Below are 17709 nucleotides of genomic sequence, written 5' to 3' on the forward strand. Positions count from 1 at the left end.
GCCCCCGCCCGCACCGCGTCCCGTGGTCGCCATGCCCGCCCAGGCGGATGAGCGCCTGCCGGCCTGGACATTGCCCGGCGGAGTGCAGGCGCGCTACAGCACGCCGCTGTCGTTCCGCGTGGGCGGCAAAATCATCGAACGTCAGGTCCGCCTGGGCGATGCCGTCACCCCCGGACAGATCGTCGCCAAGCTGGACCCCGCCGACGCCGCCAAGAACGCCGCCAGCGCCCGCGCGCAGTTGTCGGCGGCGCAGCACCAGCTGGACTACGCGCGCCAGCAGCTGGACCGCGACCGCGCCCAGGCTCGCGAAAACCTGATCGCCACGACCCAGCTTGAGCAGACCCGCAACGCCTACGCCGCAGCGCTGGCGCAGCGCGACCAGGCGCAGCAGCAGGCCGCCCTGGCGGCCGATCAGCTCAAATACACCACGCTGCAGGCCGACCATGCCGGCGTGATCACCTCTGAGCAGGCCGACACCGGGCAGAACGTGGCCGCGGGCGAGGCGGTCTACAACCTGGCCTGGTCCGGCGATATCGACGCCATCTGCGACGTGCCTGAAAGCGTCTTGGCGGGCCTGGCCATCGGCCAGCGCGCCAGCGTCACGCTCGGCCCCCTGCCCGGCCAGACCTTTTCCGCCGTGCTGCGCGAGATCGCGCCAGCCGCGGATCCGCAAAGCCGCACGTATCGCGCCAAGCTCACGCTGGAAGCTCCGACTCCGGACGTGCGCCTGGGCATGACGGCCAACATCAGCTTCGACAACCGTTCCGGCGAGGGCCTGACCACCTACACCGTGCCGGCCACCGCGCTGTTCCATGACGGCCCCGCCCCCGCGGTGTGGATCGTCAAACCGGATGCGGACACCCTGGAACTGCGCCGCGTCGAAGTGCTGCGCTACGACGCCCGCACCGTCACCCTGTCCAAGGGCTTGCAGGCGGGCGAACGCGTGGTGTGGCAAGGCGTGCACGCGGTGGCCGCCGGCGAAAAAGTCCGCGCCGTGCCGCCGCTGCATCCCGAGGATTTCGCCTCATGAGCGGCCCGCAACACGACGCTTCGACCCAGTCACAGCGCCACGAGGAAGGCCGCTTCAACCTGTCGGCCTGGGCGCTGCGGCACCAGCCCCTGGTCGTCTTCATCATTACGCTGATCACGCTGTTCGGCGTGTTGTCGTACTCCAAGCTGGCGCAATCGGAAGATCCGCCTTTCACCTTCCGCGTCATGGTCATCAAGACGCTGTGGCCCGGCGCCACCGCGCAGCAGGTGCAGGAACAGGTCACCGACCGCATCGCCAAGAAGCTGCAGGAGGCCCCCAACACGGACTTCATGCGCAGCTATTCACGGCCCGGCGAATCGCTGATCTTCTACACCATGAAGGATTCCGCGCCCGCCAGCACCGTGGCCGAACAGTGGTACCAGGTGCGCAAGAAAGTCGGCGACATCTCGGCCACGCTGCCCCCGGGCGTGCAAGGCCCCTTCTTCAATGACGAGTTCGGCGACGTCTACACCAACATCTACACGCTGCAGGGCGACGGCTTCTCGCCGGCGCAGCTGCACGACTACGCCGACCGGCTGCGCACCGTGCTGCTGCGCGTGCCCGGCGTGGCCAAGGTGGACTACTTCGGCGACCAGCCCGAACACATCTATGTAGAAATCTCCAACACCCAGCTGACGCGGCTGGGCGTGTCGCCGCAACAGATCGCCCAGGCCATCAACAGCCAGAACGCCGTGGCCGGCGCTGGCACGCTGACCACCGCCGACGACCGCATCTTCGTGCGGCCCAGCGGCCAGTACGCCAACAGCCGGGCCCTGGCCGACACGCTGATCCGGATCAACGGCAAATCGATCCGGCTGGGCGACATCGCCACCATCCGCCGCGGCTACGACGATCCGGTCGCCGAACAAATGCGTCTGGGCGGCGGCCCCGTGCTGGGCATAGGCATCACCATGCAGCCGGGGCGCGACGTGGTGCATCTGGGCAAGGCCTTGGGCGCCAAGTTCGACGAGCTCAAGGCCCAATTGCCGGCCGGCCTGACGCTGAAGGAAGTCTCCAGCATGCCAAAGGCGGTGTCGCATTCGGTCGACGACTTCCTGCGTTCGGTGGCCGAGGCGGTCGCCATCGTGCTGGCCGTCAGCCTGGTGTCGCTCGGCTTCCGCACCGGCATGGTGGTGGTCATCTCGATCCCGGTGGTGCTGGCGGTCACGGCGCTGTTCATGGACATGTTCGGCATCGGCCTGCACAAGGTATCGCTGGGCACGCTGGTGCTGGCGCTGGGCCTGCTGGTGGACGACGCCATCATCGCGGTCGAAATGATGGCCGTGAAGCTGGAACAGGGCTGGAGCCGGGCGCGCGCGGCGGCGTTTGCCTACACCAGCACCGCCTTTCCGATGCTGACCGGCACCCTGGTCACCGTGGCGGGCTTTCTGCCGATCGCGCTGGCCAAGTCCAGCACGGGCGAGTACACGCGCTCCATCTTCCAGGTGTCCGCCATCGCGCTGATCACCTCCTGGTTCGCCGCCGTGGTGCTGATTCCGCTGCTGGGCTACCGCATGCTGCCGGAGCGCAAGCGCGAAGCCCATCTGCCCGACGACCACGAGCACGACATCTACGACACCCGCTTCTACCAGCGCCTGCGCGGCTGGGTGGGTTGGTGCGTGGACCACCGCTATCTGGTGCTGGGAGGCACGGCGCTGGTGTTCGTGGTGGCCATGGCCTGCTTCCGCTTCGTGCCCCAGCAATTCTTCCCCAGCTCCGACCGCAGCGAACTGCTGGTGGACGTGCGCCTGCAGGAAGGCGCGTCGTTTGCTGCCACGCTGCGTCAGGTCGAGCGCCTGGAGAAGGTGTTGGAAGGCCGCCCCGAAATCGATCACTCGGTCAGCTTCGTCGGTACCGGCGCGCCGCGCTTCTACCTGCCGCTGGATCAGCAGCTCGCCACCCCGAACTTCGCCCAATTGGTCATCACCGCGCATTCCGTCGAGGACCGGGAAAAGCTTGCCCTGTGGCTGCAGCCCGTGCTGCGCGAGCAGTTCCCGGCCATCCGCAGCCGGCTGTCGCGCCTGGAAAACGGCCCGCCGGTGGGCTTCCAGGTGCAGTTCCGCGTCAGCGGCGACAAGATCGCCGACGTGCGCAAGGTGGCCGAGCAGGTGGCCGCCGAGGTCCGCGCCGATCCGCGTTCGACCAATGTGCAGTTCGACTGGGACGAGCCGTCCGAACGTTCAGTGCGCTTCGAGATCGACCAGCAGAAGGCGCGCGAACTGGGTGTCAGTTCCAGCGACATCTCGGACTTCCTGGCCATGACCCTGTCGGGCTACGCGGTCACGCAATACCGCGAACGCGACAAGCTCATCACCGTCAGCCTGCGCGCGCCGCAGGAAGAGCGGATCGATCCCGCGCGCCTGGCGACGCTGGCCATGCCCACGCCCAACGGCGCGGTGCCGCTGGGCAGCCTGGGCCACGTGCGCTACGACCTGGAGTACGGCGTCATCTGGGAACGCGACCGCCAGCCCACGATCACGGTGCAGGCGGACGTCAACGCCGGTGCGCAAGGCATAGACGTCACCCACGCCATCGATGCCAAGCTCAATGTCCTGCGCGCCGGACTGCCGGTCGGCTACCGCATCGAGGTGGGCGGCCCGGTAGAGGAAAGCGCCAAGGGTCAATCCTCCATCAACGCGCAGATGCCGCTGATGGCGGTGGCCGTGCTGACCCTGCTGATGCTGCAGTTGCAGAGCTTCGCCCGCGTGCTGATGGTGGTGCTGACCGCGCCGCTGGGATTGATCGGCGTGGTCGCGGCGCTGCTGCTGTTCGGCAAGCCTTTCGGCTTCGTGGCCATGCTGGGCGTGATCGCGATGTTCGGCATCATCATGCGCAACTCGGTCATCCTGGTGGACCAGATCGAGCAGGACATCGGCGCCGGCCACAAGCGCGTGGACGCCATCGTCGGCGCCACGGTGCGGCGCTTCCGGCCGATCACATTGACGGCCGCGGCCGCCGTGCTGGCCCTGATTCCGCTGTTGCGCAGCAACTTCTTCGGCCCCATGGCCACGGCGCTGATGGGCGGCATCACCATCGCCACGGTGCTGACGCTGTTCTTCCTGCCGGCCTTGTACGCGGCGTGGTTCCGCGTGCGCCACGACGAACGCGACGAGCCGGAGGGCGTGCCGCCAGGCGCCCACGCCGGCGATACCGTGGAACGGGGAGCATGACGATGAGCAGACTGTCTTTACGCCTGGCCGCCCTGCCCCTGACGCTGGCGCTGGGCGCCTGCGCCTTCGCCCCCAGCAGCAAGCCGCCTGCCGTTGCGCAACCGGCGCAGTACGGGGTCGAAGCCACGCCCGCCGCGGGCGCCACCGCCCAAGGCGTGGCGCAGCGCTTCGAACAAGGCGCGCGGCCCGTACCCGAATGGTGGAAGCGCTACGAATCGGAGGCGCTGAACGCGCTGGTGGCCGAAGGCTTGGCCAACAGCCCGGACCTGGCCGCCGCCGAACGCAACCTGGCCGGCGCGCGCGAGCAATTGCGCGGCGAAGTGAATTCGTCGCTGCTGCCCTCGGTGGACGCGGGCGCCGACGTCTCCCGCCGGCGCGCGCTGACCATGCCGAGCCTGCCCGAGCCGACCGCCCAGTACAACGTCTTCACCGGCCAGGTCCACGCCAAGTACGACCTGGACCTGTTCGGCGCGGCGCGCTTCGCCAACGCCTCGCTGGCGGCGCAGGTCGAGCAGCAGGCCTTCCAGCTGGAATCGGCCCGCCGTTCGCTTGCCAGCAATATCGTCACCGGCGCCATCACCGCCGCGGCGCTGGCGGAACGCGTGGCGCTCACCGAGAAGCAGGTGGTGCTGGCGCGGCAAGTGGCGCGCGATACGCAGCGCCGCTATGAACTGGGTTCGGCCTCGCAGAACGACGCGCTGGACGCCGACCAGGACGCCGCCACGCTGGAAGCGTCCCTGCCCGGCCTGCGCGCGCGCTGGCATGCGACGCGCCATGCGCTGGCGGTGCTGCTGGGCCGCAACCCCGACCAGGCCCCGCCCGACCTGGCTTTCAGCATGCTGGCCGTGCCGCAACGGGTGCCGGTGGTGGTGCCGTCCGAGCTGCTGGCGGCGCGCCCGGACATCCTGTTCGCCGATGCGGTGGTGCAGGCCGCGGCAGCCGACGTGGGCGTGGCCACCGCGCAGTTGTTCCCCAGCCTGTCATTGTCCGCGTCCATGGGCCGTGGCGGCTTCAACTGGCCGGCGGCGATGTCGGGCGCGGGCGCCATCTGGGCGATCGGCGCCTCGCTCACGCAGCCCATCTTCCATGGCGGCGCGCTGCTGGCCGAGCGCAACGCGGCCAAAGAGCGCTACGAGGGCGCACTGCTGCAATACAAGCAAACCGTGCTGACGGCCTTCCGCGACGTGGCCGACACGCTGTCGCGGCTGGACGCCGACGGGCAGGCGCTGGCCTCGGCCGAGGCTTCGCGCCGCGCCGCCGAGCAGTCCTACCGCAACACGGCCAGCCGCGTGCGGCTGGGCGCGTTGGCGCCTTACACCGAGTTCGCCGCGGAGCAGCACTACGTGGCGGCCCGCCTGCGCGAGATCGAGTACGCCAATGCGCGCCTGACCGAAACGGCGGCGCTGTTCCAGGCCATGGGGTCGCCCACGCGCGCCGCGCAGCAGTAGGCTGATCCCGCCGCATGCCGCCACGACCGTGGCGGATTGGCACGCAAGCCCTCGCGCTCACGGCGCGGGGGCTTGTTCCTTCATGCGCGTGGCCAGCGCCAGCGATTCGATGCGGCGGGCAGCCGACTGCAGCAAGGCCGTGGTCTTGTCCTGCGCAATAGTGTTGAGCCGGGCCGCCAGGAAGGTGACGGTCAGCGCGCCGAACACGCGGCGGTCTTCCTGGAACACCGGCACCGCGATGCCCGCCCGTTCCGGCGAGATCTCGCCCACGCCCAGATAAAAGCCCTGCACCCGGATCTGGTCCAGCCTGCCGGTGAACTCGGCCTGCGTTTCCCCCAGGCCCAGCTCGCGAATTTCGTCCGCGTGCGCTTCGTACAAGCGGCGCTGATCCTTGCGCGGCAGGAACGCCACGATGGTCTTGGCCGTGGCGCCGCGAAACAGCGGATGGGCGCGGCCGCGGCCATGCGGAATGCCCAGTTCGTCGGGTCCGCGCTCGTGATGGATATTGAGGATGCGCAGGCCATGGATCACGCTGAGCAGCACGTCGCCGCCCACCTGGTCCACCACCTCGCGCATGATGGGCCGCGCCACGCCCAGCACCGGATCGCCGTCGATGATGAGGTGGTCCAGTTCGATGATGCGCGGCCCCAGTTTGTAGCCCTCGCCGGTCACGCGCAGCAGGTAGCCCAGGTCCGTCAGGTCGCGGATGTAGCGGTAGCCCGTGGGCGCCGAATACGACAGGCGCGAAATGATCTCTTCCGCCGACAGCACCGGGGTTTCGAGGCTGAAGAGGTCAAGAATCGCTAGGGCTCGCTTCAGGGTGGACATGGCGGTCGTGGGCTGGGAACAACGCGGGATCGGGCGCAGCGTATCACAGGGGTACGCGGTCCGCGCCTGTGTCATTGGCGATGCCTATCGGCGCCAGCTCCCGAGCAAGATTCAATCTATCGTTTTCCTATTTTTTATCATTTATAGATAAAAACTAATTGGATTGAATTATTTTTTATCGAATAATGATATTCAAGCAATGAGCACGGCGGCACCCAGTACGCCCCTGCGCCTGCGGAAAACACAAGGGGAACATCCATGAAGCAGTCTTGCGGCACCAAGGGCGGCATCAGCCGCCGCCATTTCCTGGGGGCTTCGGCCGCCACCTTGGCCAGCGCGGCATTGGCCCGACCCGGCCGTGCCTGGGCGGCCGGCTATCCGGCCGAACGCGCCATCCAGTTCATCGTGCCCTTCCCGGCCGGCGGGGGTACCGACCTGGTGGCCCGCCCGCTGGCCCAGGGCATAGGCGTGGCGCTCAAGCAAAGCGTGGTCGTCATCAACAAGGGCGGCGCCGCCGGCAACATCGGCACCCAGCAGGCCGCGCGCTCCGCGCCCGACGGCTACACCATCGCCCTGGGGTCCACCGGCACCCACACGGTGAACCAGAGCCTGTACGAGAACATCGGCTACGACCCCGTCAAGGACTTCGAACCGGTGTCCATGGTCTGCTACTACAACAACGTGCTGGTGGTGCACCCGTCATTTCCGGCGCGCACGCTGCAGGAGCTGGTCGCCCTGATCAAGGCCAATCCGGGCAAGTATTTCTATGGCATCACCCAGAACGGCAGCTCCGCGCATCTGGCCATGGAATTGCTCAAGGCCACGGCCGGCCTGGACTTGCCCGGGGTCCCGTACAAGGGCGCGGCGGCAGCCGTCAATGATTTCCTCGGCGGACAGTTCCCCATCTTGATGGACGTGGTGATCAACCAGCAGCAGTTCATCCGCGGCGGTAAATCACGCCCGCTGGCGGTGACCTCGGCACAGCGCGCGCAGGCGCTGCCGGACGTGCCGACCGTGGCGGAATCGGGCTTTCCCGGCTATCAGGCCATAGGCTGGAACGGCGTGTTCGCGCCGGCGGGCACGCCTGCCGCCATCGTCCAGGCGCTGAACGGCGCCGTGCAAAGCGCGCTCAAGCAGCCCGCCATGGAGCAACTGACGCAGAACGGGCTGGAACTGCACGGCAGCACGCCGCAGGAGCTAAGCCGCTTCGTTGCCACCGAAAGCGAGAAATGGCGCACGCTGATCAAGACCGCCAACATCAAGGCCACCTGATGCAACGCATACCCTACGGCGCCCCCTTGGACGCCCGCTCCAATCCCTGGCTGCCGCTGGACCGCGAGTTGCGCGCGCAGGGCTTGCGCGCCGCCGATGCCGCACCCGTGCGCGCGGTGGTCTGCGTCACCGTCCACGTGGACGGCCCCGCCGTCGAGGTCGGCCGCAAGCAGTTCCCGGCCGGTCCCCATACCGCCGGCCGCTATGCCATCCGCCGCGGCGTGCCGCGGCACCTGGAGATCCTGGCGCGCCACGGCATGCCAGCCACGTTTTTCGCCTGCGGCTACGACGTCGAGCGCTACCCGGCCACCTTCCACGAGATCCTGGAAGCAGGCCACGAGATCGCCGCGCACGGCTATCTGCACGAAGCCTGGGACCTGGGCGAGGACGAGCCGGCGCTGCTGGAGAAGACCCACCGCATCATCCAGCGCGAGCTGGGCGTGACGCCGGCGGGCTGGTGTTCGCCCTCGGGCCGCAAGAGCCACCGCACCCTGCCCGCGTTGCGGCGGCTGGGCTATTGCTACGACGCCAGCGAGAAGGACCAGGACCGCCCCTACCTGCCGGCGGACACGGCGGACTTCATCATGCTGCCCAACAACACGGTCTCGCTGGACGACTATCCGTTTTACTTTTCTGGCCACAGCCTCGCGGCGGAAGCCTACGACAACTGGGTGCAGGAGTTCGAGGCGCTGCGCCAGGCCGAAGGCTATGTGCACCTGACCGTGCATCCCAAGGCCGCCGGCGGTTCCGGCACGCCGGCCCGCGCAGCCGCGCTGGACCGCTTCCTGGCCTACCTGGCCGCCCAGCCCGATGTGCACGTGATGACGCTGGAAGCCCTGGCGCGGCACTGCCTGGCCCGTCCCGACGCCTGGAGAAGCGCATGAACGCCGATAAAACCGTATTGGTCACCGTCAACGTGCAGGGCATCGGCCCCGAAGCGGCGACCCAGCCTGAAGCCTCGCTGCACGGCCGCGATGCGCATGGCCGCTATGCCTATGGCGGCGGCCTGGCGCGCGTGCTGGACATGCTGCGCCGCCAGGGCATCCGCGCCACCCTGTTCTGGCCGGTATTCGAAGCCGAACGCTGCCGCGGCCTGCTGGAACAAAGCCTGCGCGACGGGCATGAAGCGGCCTCGCAGGGCAATGCCTACGAAGACCTGCCGGCGCTGGGCGAGCGCGAAGGCGAAATGCTGTTGCAGGCCCGTGACCGGCTGGCTGTGCTGGCCGGCTCGGCCCCGCAAGGCTTCCGCTACCCCAGCGCGTTCACCGCCAACACCGTGCCGCTCTTGCACCAGCTCGGCTACCGCTACGACAGCAGCGCGATCGACGACGACGCCCCCTACGCGCTGGACACGGACGGCGGGCCCGGCATGGTGGAGCTGCCCTGGAGCGAAGGCCTGTGCGACGCCACCCACTTCAGCCGCCGCGTCACCCAGGACCGCGCCTACGCGCATTGGGTGGAACAGGGCGACGCGCTGCTCGCGGCCCAGGGCTATGCCTGCCTGACCCTGCACCCGCGCGCGGACAACGGCGTCGGCCGCGCGGCCAGGTTGCAGAAGGTCGAGCAACTGCTGGAGCGCTTCCGCGCCGCAGGCGCGGCCTTCAAGACCTGCGCGGAACTGGCCGCCTGCTACCCGCAAGCGCGCTGAACGCAGGACGCCGATGGCGTTCTTGCACTGGTAAACCCTGAGCAATATTGGCGCCAAAATAAGCTAACATTTTTTCGCCATCCTATTCCCACCCCCGATTGCGGCGCGGCGCGCCGCCCTATGTCCATGACCCAGATCACCCAATTTCCCTTCGTATCGGTTTCGGGCGCGCCCGAGGCCCGTGGCCGCTCCTATGGCCAGCTAGCGGTCGACCGCGTGCGCAAGAGCGCCAAGATGTATGGCCAGACCCTGGTCGACCTGGGCTATGACGCCATGGCGCGGACCCAGCTGATCAACGGCTTCGCCCGCGAGATCGAGAACTTCGCGCCGCATTACCTGGAAGAAATGCGCGGCATTGCGGCAGGCGCCGACGTGCCTTTCGAAGACATCGTGATGGTGAACGCCCGCACCGAAGTCATCGCCAAGGCCCGCGCCGAAAAAAAGAAAGCCGCTGAATTGGAGCCGGGCGACGGCTGCACCGGCGCGCTGATCCTGCCGACGCGCTCGGCCAACGGCCGCCTGATCCACGGGCAGAACTGGGACTGGCGCGCGGAATGCGCCGATACCGCAATCGTGCTGCGCGTGCGCAACGACAACGGCCCCGACATCCTGACCTTCGTCGAGGCGGGCGGCCTGGCGCGCAGCGGCCTGAACAGCGCCGGCGTTTCGATCACCGCCAACTACCTGGAATCCGACCGCGACTTCCGCCAGTTGGGCGTGCCGCTGTCGCTGATCCGCCGCAAGGTGCTGGAGCAGGAACACTTCGCGCTGGCGATCAAGGCGGTGGCGACCACGCCCAAGTCCTGCTCGAACAACATCATGATCGGCATGGCGGCCGGCTTCGGGGTGGACTACGAGTGCACCACCGACGAAGCCTTCCCCATCTACCCGGGCAGCGACGACCTGATCGTCCACGCCAACCACTGGGTCAGCGACGTGGCGCTGACCAAGCTGCGCGACACCGGCCGCGCCAGCACGCCGGAAAGCGCCTATCGCGACTGGCGCGTGCGCCGGCTGCTGAACGAACAATCCAAGCTGACGCGCGAAGACTTGAAGCGCGCGCTGTTCGACGACTTCGGCGCGCCCTATTCCGTATGCCGTCCGCCGCGCCCGGGCAGCCACGACAACCTGTCGGCCACGGTGGCGATGGTGATCATGGAACCGGAGGCCGGCCTGATGGAAGTCGCGCCGCTGCCGGCGCTGAACCGCGGCTTCACCCGCTACAGCCTGAGCGCCGAACCCGAACTGCTGGCTGCCGCCTGAAGCGGCGCGCCCGCGCAACCCCAGGAAGACGCATCAATGAATAAAAATCTATTGAACGCCGCGGTTGCGCTGGCGCTGGGCGCCATGTCCGGCGCGGCGTGGGCGCAATCCGCCCCGCCGCTGCGCATTTCGCTCACGGCCGACATCCGCTCCACCGAACCCGGCGTGAACCGCGACAGCAATAGCGACGCGGTGGTGTTGCATATCGTCGAGGGCCTGGTGGCCTATGGCGAGGACGCGGAGGTGCGGCCGCTGCTGGCCAAGTCGGTGGACATCAGTCCGGACGGCAAGACCTATACCTTCAAGCTGCGCGAGGGCGTCAAGTTCCATAACGGCAAGCCCATGACCTCGGCCGACGTGCTGTGGACCTGGCAGCACTACACCGCGGCCAATTCGGGCTGGCGCTGCGCCAGCGAATTCGACGGGCGCGGCACGGTCAAGGTGACCGGCGTGGAAGCGCCGGATGCGCAGACCGTGGTCTACCGCATCGAAAAGCCCAGCAGCCTGTTCCTGGCGACGCTGGCCCGCGCCGACTGCGGCGGCACCGGCATCCTGTCCAAGGATTCGATGCGCGCGGACGGCTCCTGGGACAAGCCCATCGGCACCGGTCCGTTCGAATTGGCTGAGTGGAAGCGCGGCGAGTACGTGCGCCTGACGAAGTTCGCCGACTACTCGAACCTGGACGGCAAGCGCGACGGCTACACGGGCTCGAAGCGGCCGCTGGTGGACGAGGTGCGCTTCCTGATCGTGCCGGACGATTCCACCGCCAAGGCGGCCCTGCAGCGGGGCAATATCGACATCATCGAGGACGTGTCCAATAGCGACGTGCCGGTGCTGCAAGGCACGCCCAACGTCAAGGTGGCGCATGCGCCGGTCATGAGCATGACGGCGCTGTTGATGCAGACCAAGGATCCGGTGCTGGCCAATCCCAAGATGCGCCAGGCTTTGGCGCACGCGATCGATTACCAGCAGTTGGCGGCGGCGGTGACGGAAGGCTTGGCGCAGCCGAACAATTCGATCGTGCCGCTGGTGTCGCCCTACTACGACGCGGCGCAGAAGCAGGGCTGGAACTACGATCCGGCGCTGGCGCAGAAGCTGCTGGGCGAGGCGGGCTACAAGGGGCAGGAGCTGACGATCCTGACGACCAAGCGTTATCCACAGTCGTACAACTCGGCGGTGATCGTTCAGGCGATGCTGCAGGCGGTGGGGATCAAGGCGCAGTTGTCGGTGGTGGAGTGGGCAACGCAGCTGGACCGATATAACGCGGGCACTTACCAGATGATGACGTTCCCGTATTCGGCGCGGCTGGATGCGGCGCTGAATTACGAGATGGTGACGGGGGACAAGGCGAAGCAGCCGCGCAAGGTCTGGGACAACCCGGAGGCGCTGAAGCTGATCGAGGCGGCGTCGGCGGACACGGATCATGCGAAGCGGCAGGCTTCGTTTGATCAGCTGCATAAGCTGTTCCTGGCGGATGTGCCTAGTATTCCTTTGTATAACGGGTTGGATATTGGGGCTTATCGGGCGGATATCAGGGGGTATCAGCCTTGGGCGGTTAAGAAGCCGCGGGCATGGGAAGTGGAGCGGGTCTTGGCGCCTTGATGCTGTTTTTGTTGATGCCGTTGTTGTCTTCGTAGGTCGCCCGGCGGCGCGGGCCCTGAGGCTGCTCGCGCCCACGATTGCGGTCCGGAGCATTCGCTCCGGACTTCCCCTTCGTCATCTTCGTCGCCGCCTTCGGCGACTCCTTCAGATTCCCTCGGGCGCATCGAGGTTGCTCGCAGCCTCAGGGCCCGCGCCGCCGGGCTGCCTTCATCTTGGCTTGTTGCGCCGTCAGGCCGGTGGGTGGTGGAGAGGTTTGCGGGGCCCGCTGCTTGCGGCCGCGCAGGCGGCCGCAAGCAGCTTACGTGGTGGTGGGGCGTCGTGATGATTTGCGCTTGCGCGCGGGTGTTGATTCTGTCTTTCTCCCGTTCTTCGTCGTTCCGCGTTCGTCGTCTCCCTCCCTGGTACTTCCCTCGTATTTCCTTTTGCGTTTCCCCTCGCGCATTCACGCGCGGCCGCCCGCTACCTTGGGCGCCTCTTCTTCACATACCCCGCTTTTCGAATCCGCCGCCCACTGGGCTACCGCTGGCCGCCTGGCAATAACCATTAGGGATACTACTGGTATCTCTCTGGGATACCAGTGGGGTACCTTCTCATCCATTGCGCGGGACGGCAATTGGGAGTCTCTGTCGTCCGCGCCTTTTTCTTACGTTGCAACCCACATGAACGCTACACAACGCACCTATCAAACCCTGCTGGACCAGATCGTTTCGCGCCGGATTCCGGCGGGGGAAGTGCTGGAGGAACGCCGTCTGGCGGATGAGCTGGAGGTGTCGCGCACGCCGTTGCGCGCGGCCATGAACCGGCTACTGGGCGAAGGCATGCTGGAGCGGCTGTCCAATGGGTCGATCGTGGTGCGATCCTTTGGCGTGACGGATCTGCTGGAGCTGCTGCAGATTCGCAGCCTGCTGGAGAGCGAGGCGGCGGCGATGGCGGCGAGCCGGATTCCGGCGGAACCGCTGGAGGGACTGCGGGCCCGATTGCAGGCGATGCTGGATGCGAAGACGCCGGATGAGAAGTCGGACTGGGAGGTCGACAACGCGCTGCACGATCTGGTGGCGGCGTATTGCGGCAACCGGAACCTGGCGTCCATGATCACGGCGGCGCGGCGGCAGGTGCGGATGTGCGATGTCGAACGCTTGCCGCAGCGGCAGGTGCAGGCGCGCGAGGAGCATCTGGCGATCATCGAGGCGCTGCTGTCGGGCGATGCGGCGCGGGCGCGGCAGGCCATGGCGGGGCATCTGGAGAACGTGCGCCGCAGCTATGTGAATTCGCTGGGATATCTGAGCCATGGCGCGTGACATGAGCAGCTCCGTGCGCATGATCCGCCCCAAACCGCTGACGCCCGAGGGCTTCGCGCCGTATGGCGAGGTGATTGCGCATCAAGGCGCGGAGCGCCGCCATCATCTGACGGAGCCGATGCGGCACGGGCCCGAGGTGGTCCGGCAGGCGGCTTGGGTCAGCCGGGTGCAGGCGGCGCCGCCGGGGCCGGTCGCGGTCCAGCTGATGGAACGCCATCGCTACGCGGCGCAGAGTTTCGTGCCGTTGACGGCTTCGCCCTATCTGGTGGTCGTGGCGCCCACGGGGGCCGATGGCCTGCCGGACATGGAACGGCTGGAGGCTTTTCTCGCTACCGGCAGCCAGGGCGTGTGCTACCGCGTGGGCGCATGGCATCACGGCCTGACCGTGTTGCGGGGGCCGGCTGAGTTCCTGGTCCTGATGGGCCAGACCGGCCGTGGCGATGACGACGAGTTCTGGCAAGCGCCGGCTCCTCACGCCCTGGTTTCGATTTCCGATTGACACCTCACCGATGGCTAGCCTGCTATGACTACCGATCATCCGCACTTGCGCCGCGATTTTGTCGGCTACGGCGCCAACCCGCCCGATCCCCTATGGCCGGGCGGCGCGCGCCTGGCGTTGAACCTGTGCATCAACTACGAGGAAGGCGGCGAGCCTTCGGTGCCGGACGGCGACGCTGAATCCGAGACCGGGCTGACCGAGGGTGGCGCGGGCGGCTTCGCCGGGCGCGACCTGGCGGCCGAGTCCATGTTCGAGTACGGCAGCCGGATCGGCTTCTGGCGCGTGCACCGGCTGCTGCAGGAGCGCGGCATGGCGGCCACGATATTGGGCTGCGGCCTGGCGCTGGAGCGCAATCCGGAGGTCTGCGAGGCCATCAAGGCGGCGGGCTACGACGTGTGTGCGCACGGCTGGCGCTGGGAACGGCACCAGAACCTGACGCTGGAACAGGAACGCGAGCGCATCCGCCGCACCGTGGAATCGATCGCCCGCACGGTGGGCTCGCGCCCGTTGGGATGGTATTGCCGCTACGGCCCCAGCCTGAACACCCGCGCCCTGCTGGCCGAGGAAGGCGGTTTCCTCTACGACTCCGATACCTACAACGATGAGCTGCCCTACTGGACCCGGGTCGGCGGCAAGCCCCACCTGCTGGTGCCCTACGGCCTGGCCAACAACGACGCCAAGTTCATCCGCGGCGGCATGGCCACGGGGCAGGACCTGTTCGAGTACCTGCGCGACGCATTCGACATGCTGTACGAGGAAGGCGCCACCGCTCCCAAGATGATGTCCGTGGGACTGCATCTGCGGCTGGTCGGCCAGCCCGGACGCGCGGCGGGCCTGGCGCGTTTCCTGGACCACGTGGCGGCGCACGGCGACGTCTGGGTCTGCCGCCGCGCCGACATCGCGCGCCACTGGCACGCGCACCATCCGGCCGCCCAAGGCGCCTCGCGCTGATTTTTTTCTGCATCGCCCCCGTTTTCTCATCAGGAGAGCAGCATGTCGAAGTACCAGAAAATCAATCGCCGCGGCCTGCTGGCCACGGCCCTGGCCGGGTTGCTGGCGCTGGGCCTGAGCCCGGCCGCGCAGGCCGAGGCCTACCCCAGCAAGCCGATACGCATCGTCGTGCCCTTCCCGCCCGGTGGCGCGGCTGACACGTTGGCGCGCGCGCTGTCGCAACAACTGAACGACACGCTGGGCAAGCAGGTCATCGTGGAAAACCGCGCCGGCGCCGGCGGCACCATCGGCACCAATGCGGTGGCGCGCGCGGAGCCGGACGGCTACACGCTGCTGCTGGGCAATGTGTCGACGCTGGCGATCGCGCCGAGCCTGTATCCGAACCTGAACTACGACCCTGTGAAGGACTTCACGCCGATCACGCTGGTGGGCAAGAGCCCGCTGGTGTTCGCGGTCAATCCGGGCCTGCAGGCGAAGAACCTGCCGGAACTGATCGCGCTGGCGAACAAGGATCCGGGCAAGCTGACCTTCGGCTCTTCCGGCGCGGGCAGCATCACCCATCTGACGGGCGAAGTGCTGAACCTGGCGACCGGCGGCAAGCTGGTGCACGTGCCCTACAAGGGCAGCTCGCCGGTGCTGCTGGCGGTGGCCTCGGGCGAACTGAGCATGGGCGTGACGCAAGTGGTGGAAATGCTGCCGCAATACAAGGGCGGCCGGGTCGGCGCCGCGGCGGTGACAGGCAAGGAAAAGTCGCCTGCCCTGCCTGAAGTGACGACCGCCGCATCGCAGGGCGTGAAGGGGCTGGAAGCCACCACCTGGTACAGCCTGATGGCGCCGGCGGGCGTGCCCGCGGAAGTGGTGCAGCGCCTGCAGCCCGCGCTGGAAAAAGTGCTGACCAACGCCGAGCTGCGCAAGCGCTTTGCCGACGAAGGCCTGATCCTGGCGCCGTCAACGCAGGCCGAGCTGAGCGCGTTCCTGGGCTCCGAAGTCCGGGATTGGGCCGCTGTAATCAAGCAGGCGGGCGTCAAGCTCGACTGAGGGCTATCCCTGCGGAATCGAACCCCGCACAAGCCGTCCGCATGACACCGGCCCTGAGTTCACACTCAGGGCCGCAATCGCGTCCCGCTTGCGGGCAATAGCTTACTTGCCGTCCCGGACCTTGGTCTCCCAGGCCCGCGGCTTGCCTTCCCAAACCGAGAATCCCTCCACGCGCTTGCTGGAAGCCCAGGCGTCGGCGCCGTTGTACAGCATCAGCATCGGCGTCTGTTCCAGCATCAGGGCGTGCAGCTGGTCGAACAGGGCCTGGCGCTTAGCCGGATCGGATTCCAGGAAGCTCTCGTCGATCAGCTTCTGCGCCACGGGGTCGTCCCAGACCTTGCGCGGCTGCTTGGCCTTGTCGCCCGAGAACTGCTCGAAGCTCAGCGACGGGTCCAGCCGCGACGAGAACGAGAACGAGCTGATCTGGTATTTGCCGGTGTTGTAGCGGTCCAGCTGCGTGGCCCATTCCAGCACCTCGATCTTGGCGTTGATGCCCACGGCCTGCATCATGGCCTGCGCGATCACCGCCACCTGGTAGCTGGGCACGTGGGCCCGCTTGTTGGCGTAGATGACCACGGGTTCGCCCTTGTAGCCGGCTTCCTTCAGCAATTGCTGGGCGCGAGCCGGATCGTATTTGTAGCCGCGCTTTTCCGCGTCCTTGTAATAGGCGGAACCCGCGTAGACGGCGGAGTTGTTCAGCTGGCCCAGGCCCTCCGAAGCTGCGGCCACGACCTGCGGTATGTCCAGCGACGCGGCGATGGCCTGGCGGATCTTGACGTTCTTCAGCACCGGATCCTCGGTCTGGAACAACAGCACGTGCTTGACGGCGTCATGCGGGCTGAACACCGTCAGGTTCTTCGCGCTTTTCAGTTCGCCCACGTCGGTGTTGGTGATCTGTGCGGCGTCGATGGCGCCAGACAGCAGGCCGGCCTTCGACGTCGAAGGATCGGGAACGACCAGAAACTTCACCTCATCCACCAGCGGACGCTTGGAGCCGACGTAACCGTCCGGCTTGTCGCCGCCCGGCGAAGCGTAATCCTTGAAGGCGGACAGCAAGGTGTATTCGCCGCGCTTCCAGTCCTTGAACATGTAGGGGCCGGTACCCACCGGCTTGATCCAAGAGCCGTCGGCCACCACCGAATCCTTGGAGATGATCGCCGTCATGCCACAGTCGGTGCGGGCCAGCGAATCCAGGAACACGGCCGACTTGCGGTCCACCTTCATCAGCACGGTCTGCGCGTCCGGTGCGGATACGTCCGTCACCTTCAGGCCGTTGCGGCCGTCGAAGTCGCTGCGGCAGCGCCAATCCGTCTTGGGATCCATGTAGCGCTGCCAGTTCCAGATCACGTCGGCCGAAGTCAGCGTGGCGCCGTTGTGGAACTTGACGCCTTCGCGCAGCTTGAAGGTATAGGTCAGGCCGTCTTCCGACAGGTCCACCGACTTGGCCAGCAAGGGGCCGACGGTGCCGTTCTCGCGGTAGCCGACCAGGCCCTCGACGATGTTGAGCACCACGCCGTCGGTGGTGTTGTCGCGGTTGACGCCGGGGTTGGTCGAGCGGATGTCGGCGGGCTGGGCGATGGTGAGCAGCGCGGCCTGGGCCGAACCGGCGGCGGCCAGCGCCAGGCTGAGCGCGAGCGCTCTGGGTACGAAAACGTGGTGCAT

At 67.4% G+C, this 17709-nt stretch carries 14 protein-coding genes; 12 read left to right on the top strand and 2 right to left on the bottom strand.

Translation table 11 applies throughout. The features are described 5' to 3' along the window. From WBB14_RS17195 to WBB14_RS17205, 3 genes are all read left to right on the top strand, one after another. The coding region (locus tag WBB14_RS17195) for an efflux RND transporter periplasmic adaptor subunit (protein WP_424240902.1) at nucleotides 1-1030 on the top strand (1030 nt) is incomplete at its 5' end. After that, nucleotides 1027-4200 (top strand): efflux RND transporter permease subunit, encoded by a 3174-nt coding sequence (locus WBB14_RS17200; protein WP_424240903.1) that lies wholly within the window; start codon nucleotides 1027-1029, stop codon nucleotides 4198-4200. The genes WBB14_RS17195 and WBB14_RS17200, both read left to right, overlap by 4 nt. 2 nt (nucleotides 4201-4202) lie before the next feature. Beyond that, nucleotides 4203-5648 (top strand): efflux transporter outer membrane subunit, encoded by a 1446-nt coding sequence (locus WBB14_RS17205; protein WP_424240925.1) that lies wholly within the window; start codon nucleotides 4203-4205, stop codon nucleotides 5646-5648. 57 nt (nucleotides 5649-5705) lie between these two features. Here the strand turns inward: WBB14_RS17205 and WBB14_RS17210 are convergent, their stop codons facing one another. After that, complete coding sequence (locus WBB14_RS17210) at nucleotides 5706-6476, bottom strand: IclR family transcriptional regulator (protein ID WP_424240904.1); 771 nt, start codon at nucleotides 6474-6476, stop codon at nucleotides 5706-5708. Between the two features lie 258 nt (nucleotides 6477-6734). On the opposite strand from WBB14_RS17210, the gene WBB14_RS17215 reads away from it, so the two are divergent. The 9 genes from WBB14_RS17215 to WBB14_RS17255 all read left to right on the top strand — a co-directional run bounded on the left by WBB14_RS17215 (nucleotide 6735) and on the right by WBB14_RS17255 (nucleotide 16047). Further along, entirely contained in the window at nucleotides 6735-7748 is a 1014-nt protein-coding gene (locus tag WBB14_RS17215; RefSeq protein WP_424240905.1) for a Bug family tripartite tricarboxylate transporter substrate binding protein, read from the top strand. Further along, nucleotides 7748-8632: a polysaccharide deacetylase family protein gene (locus WBB14_RS17220; RefSeq protein WP_424240906.1), complete on the top strand. Its 885-nt coding sequence runs from the start codon at nucleotides 7748-7750 to the stop codon at nucleotides 8630-8632. The genes WBB14_RS17215 and WBB14_RS17220 overlap by 1 nt, the downstream gene beginning before the upstream one ends. Next, a complete protein-coding gene (locus WBB14_RS17225; RefSeq protein ID WP_424240907.1) occupies nucleotides 8629-9396 on the top strand; it encodes a polysaccharide deacetylase family protein in 768 nt (255 codons plus the stop codon). Before WBB14_RS17220 ends, WBB14_RS17225 begins: the two co-directional genes overlap by 4 nt. 126 nt (nucleotides 9397-9522) lie before the next feature. Then, entirely contained in the window at nucleotides 9523-10659 is a 1137-nt protein-coding gene (locus WBB14_RS17230; RefSeq protein ID WP_424240908.1) for a C45 family autoproteolytic acyltransferase/hydolase, read from the top strand. A gap of 36 nt (nucleotides 10660-10695) precedes the next feature. Beyond that, complete coding sequence (locus WBB14_RS17235) at nucleotides 10696-12261, top strand: ABC transporter substrate-binding protein (RefSeq protein ID WP_424240909.1); 1566 nt, start codon at nucleotides 10696-10698, stop codon at nucleotides 12259-12261. 659 nt (nucleotides 12262-12920) lie between these two features. Continuing rightward, nucleotides 12921-13559 (top strand): GntR family transcriptional regulator, encoded by a 639-nt coding sequence (locus tag WBB14_RS17240; RefSeq protein ID WP_424240910.1) that lies wholly within the window; start codon nucleotides 12921-12923, stop codon nucleotides 13557-13559. A 1-nt stretch (nucleotide 13560) separates the two neighbouring features. Further along, nucleotides 13561-14058 (top strand): ureidoglycolate lyase, encoded by a 498-nt coding sequence (locus tag WBB14_RS17245; protein ID WP_424240911.1) that lies wholly within the window; start codon nucleotides 13561-13563, stop codon nucleotides 14056-14058. Between the two features lie 24 nt (nucleotides 14059-14082). Then, complete coding sequence (locus WBB14_RS17250; protein WP_424240912.1) at nucleotides 14083-15009, top strand: allantoinase PuuE; 927 nt, start codon at nucleotides 14083-14085, stop codon at nucleotides 15007-15009. Between the two features lie 42 nt (nucleotides 15010-15051). Next, nucleotides 15052-16047 carry a Bug family tripartite tricarboxylate transporter substrate binding protein gene (locus WBB14_RS17255; protein ID WP_424240913.1) on the top strand — a complete coding sequence of 332 codons (996 nt, stop codon included), beginning with the start codon at nucleotides 15052-15054 and terminating at the stop codon, nucleotides 16045-16047. Between the two features lie 102 nt (nucleotides 16048-16149). On the opposite strand, the gene WBB14_RS17260 is transcribed toward WBB14_RS17255, so the two are convergent. Further along, nucleotides 16150-17709: an ABC transporter substrate-binding protein gene (locus WBB14_RS17260; protein WP_424240914.1), complete on the bottom strand. Its 1560-nt coding sequence runs from the start codon at nucleotides 17707-17709 to the stop codon at nucleotides 16150-16152.

This window comes from Achromobacter sp. (genome assembly GCF_049647645.1).
Classification (GTDB): Bacteria; Pseudomonadota; Gammaproteobacteria; order Burkholderiales; family Burkholderiaceae_B; genus Achromobacter.